3 protein-coding genes are annotated in these 4,359 nt (G+C 41.2%); 1 reads left to right on the top strand and 2 read right to left on the bottom strand.

Going from position 1 to position 4,359, the window contains the following annotated elements:
* Positions 1 to 621 precede the first annotated feature (621 nt).
* Positions 622 to 2,235, bottom strand: a complete 1,614-nt coding sequence (locus AB4Z17_RS32425) for a xylulokinase (protein ID WP_441964451.1) — start codon at positions 2,233 to 2,235, stop codon at positions 622 to 624.
* 377 nt (positions 2,236 to 2,612) lie between these two features.
* Here AB4Z17_RS32425 and AB4Z17_RS32420 point away from each other — a divergent pair, with 377 nt between their 5' ends.
* Positions 2,613 to 3,419: an aminoglycoside phosphotransferase family protein gene (locus AB4Z17_RS32420; RefSeq protein ID WP_441964450.1), complete on the top strand. Its 807-nt coding sequence runs from the start codon at positions 2,613 to 2,615 to the stop codon at positions 3,417 to 3,419.
* Positions 3,420 to 3,555: 136 nt separating this feature from the next.
* Here the strand turns inward: AB4Z17_RS32420 and AB4Z17_RS32415 are convergent, their stop codons facing one another.
* Entirely contained in the window at positions 3,556 to 4,158 is a 603-nt protein-coding gene (locus AB4Z17_RS32415) for a TetR/AcrR family transcriptional regulator (protein ID WP_441908180.1), read from the bottom strand.
* Between the last annotated feature and the right edge of the window lie 201 nt (positions 4,159 to 4,359).

Raw genomic sequence — 4,359 nt, 5'->3', positions numbered from 1 at the left:
GTATGCCAGAATTTAGACAGATGATTTATGCTAGTCATTTTGATAAAGGCTATCTAGAAGCTGAACAAAATAAAAAATCAGTTGAAATGAAAATAGAATTGGCTTTAAAAGATACTAATTTTGAACTTGCAAAAGTATTGGTTGATGAGCTAGAAGAGCTGATTAAGTTGCTTTAAATGAAAACCCACTGATTAAAAAGATTACAAGAATATGGCTAAAGTGAATGAGTCCGAGTTCAACGATAAAACATGATGTTGGCGAAAAAGCATCAATAAAAAGACACTGATGGATAGAATCTCAGTGTCTTTTTACTGGATTGGTTTCTTGATAACTCTTGCCGTGGTCAGTGGTTCACTTATTATTAAAAATCTCTCTCAACACATTTTTGGCCATAGCAATCTGTTGAGGATCTTTCTCCAAGAGACTTATGTCTATTTGTATCGGATTTTTTTCTATTAAAAGGAGGTTGCCCATCGTGGGCAACCTCTTATATAGGCTTGGCTTTACAGCGATTCGCCGTTCAGGTACCCAATGAGTACATAGGCTGAAGATTCCATGCTAAACCTGCAGATCGGAGCTTCATACGCTATACGTGTGAAATCGGTATACGCTTCTCATTTCTCATTCCTTCCAATTTTCCACCAAATGATCTACCGCTGCCTGCTCAATTGCCAGCCCTTCCGTGTAACGCTCCATAAACAAGGCAAAGCCATTCACATCTGCGCTGTCAGGATAAACCTCTTGTCCTTCTGCATCATGGAACACTTTATTGGCAAGGAAATCAGCCAAGCCCTCGTGCTGCTCCTTATTAACCATATAGGATGCCAAAATTGCCATCCCCCATGGGCCGCCCTCACCAGCCGTAGACATAACCGAAACGGGAACATTCAGTGCTGCGGCACATATTTTTTGACCGACTAGCGGCGTTTTGAACAATCCGCCATGCGCCAAAATACGGTCAATCGTTACATGCTCCTTTTGTGTCAAACAATCCATCCCGAGCCTTAATGCAGCAAACGCGGTAAACAAATGTACTCTCATAAAGTTAGCCAGATTGAAGCGGCTTTCTGGAGAACGAACGAACAGCGGACGACCTTTTGCAAGCCCGGTAATGTTCTCGCCTGAATAGTAGCCGTAGCTCAGCAAGCCTCCGCCATCAGCGTCTGCTTCCAGTGCTTTGTTGAACAGGACGCTGAATAACTGGTTCATATCGGGTTTCAGCCCCATTGCTTCATAAAATTCACGGAACAATCCGAGCCATGCATTAATATCGCTGGAGCAGTTGTTAGCAAGAACCATGCCGACAGGGCTGCCATCAGGTGTAGTCACGATGTCAATCTCAGGGTACACCGTGGATAAATCTTTCTCCAGTACAATCATGGCAAAAATCGACGTACCTACGGAAATGTTGCCGGTACGCTTTTTGACACTATTCGTAGCGACCATGCCTGTTCCGGCATCGCCTTCTGGAGGACATGTGGGAATACCTGCTTGCAGGGTGCCTGATGGATCTAATAGTCGGGCACCAGCTTCATTGAGATAACCGGCATGTTCACCAGCAGTATAAACTTTAGGTAAAATATCTTTAAGATTCCAAGGGTAGTCTTTATCGGCAATTAAGTCGGCAAACTGCTTTATCATATCTTCATTAAATTGCTGTGCAGATTCATCAATTGGGAACATACCAGAGGCATCCCCTATACCAAGTGCCTTGATGCCGGTCAACCGCCAATGAATGTAACCCGACAAAGTCGTCATATAATTGATGTTAGTGACATGCTCTTCATCGTTCAATATGGCTTGATACAAATGTGCGATGCTCCAGCGCTCTGGAATTTTAAACTGGAATTTCTCGGTTAGCTCCGATGCAGCTGTACCCGTTGTGGCATTGCGCCATGTCCGGAACGGAACCAATAGCTCTCCTGCTTTATTAAGTACAATATAGCCCTGCATCATGGCGGAACATCCGATTGATCCGATTTTTTGCAGTGTTACGCCATAAGTATTCTCAATCTCTTGCTTTAATTGGTGATAGATTGCTTGCAACCCGTGAATCACTTCATTGATATGGTAGGTCCAATAACCATCGATCAATTGGTTTTCCCACTCATAGCTGCTGGAAGCGATTGTTTCAAAATTGTAATCAATCAGTACAGCCTTAATTCGTGTGGATCCAAATTCGATGCCAAGCGAGGTTTCTCCCCTGACTATCGCTTGTTTAATATATTGATCCATGAGGGCGTTGCTCCTCTCTGAATTTAAAATTGCTTAAAATAAGCTCCAAAGGATTATTTTTTCCAATTTATACAATAAATGAGCGAGTAAACCACTGTCAATAGTTTAGGTACAAAGAATTGCCGATTAAGGAAGTCCACATGGTATTCGGATACAGAAGCTGGTTTGTTCCACTTTTGATCGTTCACGCTCATTTGAAGCTCTAACTATCTTATTTCGTAGTGACTACCTTGGAGCAACCATCCTTACCACAATTCAAGTTCACGAAAAGGGTTCTGAGTTTTAAGTCGCGAATATGACATATGTGCCAAAAATTTCTATAAATGGTTTGGTGAACTAGGATTACAGAGAAATAACTTAGAAATGGGTGAGGCATAGTGACTCAGGAAGAAGTGTTAAAAGGCGGAAATGTTAATCACATTGTCCGTAGGGAAAATACTGTTCTCCGTCCCACAGGTTATTGGAGCCCGTGTGTTCATGAGCTTCTTAAACATCTAGAGAAGCAAGGCTTTGAGGGAGCACCAAGTTTTCTCGGAATCGACGATTCTGATCGTGAAATACTAACATTCATTTCAGGGGAAGTTCCAGGGAATGAGTACCCTGAGCTTGAGCCTTACATGTGGTCGGATGAAACGCTTGTAGGTTTAGCGCGTCTTTTACGCCAGTTTCATGATGCGACTGCAGGATCAACTCTCATGACGAAGAGCAAATGGCAGCTTAGTTATGTCAACGAACGTGAGCACGAAGTGATATGCCATAATGACGCTGCATTGTACAATGTGGTCTTTCAAAAGGGGATTCCTGTGGGGCTGATTGATTTTGATATGGCTGGTCCAGGTCCACGTATGTGGGACATTGCTTATTCACTCTATACATCGGTTCCACTTGCGAGCTTCGAGCCTGACCATTCTTCGGGAAAAACGGTAAAGTACCAATCGGATTTACACGCTACGGAGCGCCGTAAACGAATTCATTTGTTTTTTGAATCGTATGGAACTCCCGTCCCGAATGAACTGTGTCAGTGGATTATTCAACGATTGACTACAATGTGCGACACGTTGAGAAGTGGCGCTGCCGAAGGGAATCTTGCTTTTAAAAAAATGGTTGATGAGGGACACTTGGCTCACTACGAGAGCGAGATTCGATTTGTAGCAGATCATTTCAATGATTGGATAAAGAACTAAATATTGCGCTAACAGATCACGATAAAACATATCGAGATCAAAGAAAGGGACATCCCGCAAAAGGATGGCCTTAAATCTTGCCGTTACAGACAGTGCAGTGAACCGTATCAAAGGCACCTAGTCGGGTGCCTTTTTATTATTTTCCTACATACTTAACCGAATAAATATGCGTTTTCGTTAAATCAATCACTTCCTGGATAAATCCCTCCCGAGATTCCTTGAAATCAGTCTTGATCCAATTCAGAATGAGTCCGTAAAAGCCATAGGCTGTATAACGCTTAAAATAATCCATGTTGACGGGGATGTTATTGATCGTTTCAAAAATAAATTGTTCCTTATAGATCTTTAGAATGGTTTGAGGGAATCCCGTGTGCAATCCTGGTAAAGTATCATCATATTTTATCAGCTCAAAAAAATCACGGTGTTGATAAATGTAGGAAACGATATTAAAGGACGGTGCGTTGAGTCTTTCCGTGTATACTTTGTGTCCAGGAACATATGGTTTTCCTACGGAATCTTCCAACCCCTGAAACATAGAAGTAAGTAAATCTTCAGCTAATTTAATTTTATCTTGGTAATGTACATAGAAAGTACTACGGTTATAGGAGGCTGTATCTACAATGTCCTTTACAGAAACGAGATGGTAACCCTTCTCTTTTATTAGTTTTATAAAAGCTGATTTTAGATGTTCTTCTGTTCGATTTCTTCGCTCAGATGTCACGTTTGGTTCATCACTCATGAAAATATCTCCTCGCAAAAAGACGATTTTGATGTAAGTGTCTACTAGTTAGACATATATTAATACTTTAATGATTGTTAAAAGTGAACAAAAAACTACAATTAAGATGAGAACAAAATAGTACAAATATTTATTAATGAATGTTAATTAATAAAAACGCAAATAGTACTATTAAAAATATTGTACTGGAGGATTCATCGA

It is taken from the genome of Paenibacillus sp. TAF43_2 (assembly GCF_052113545.1).
Taxonomy (GTDB): Bacteria; Bacillota; Bacilli; order Paenibacillales; family Paenibacillaceae; genus Pristimantibacillus.
Note: the sequence above shows the minus strand (reverse complement) of the source record. Positions and strands in the feature narration are given on the sequence as shown.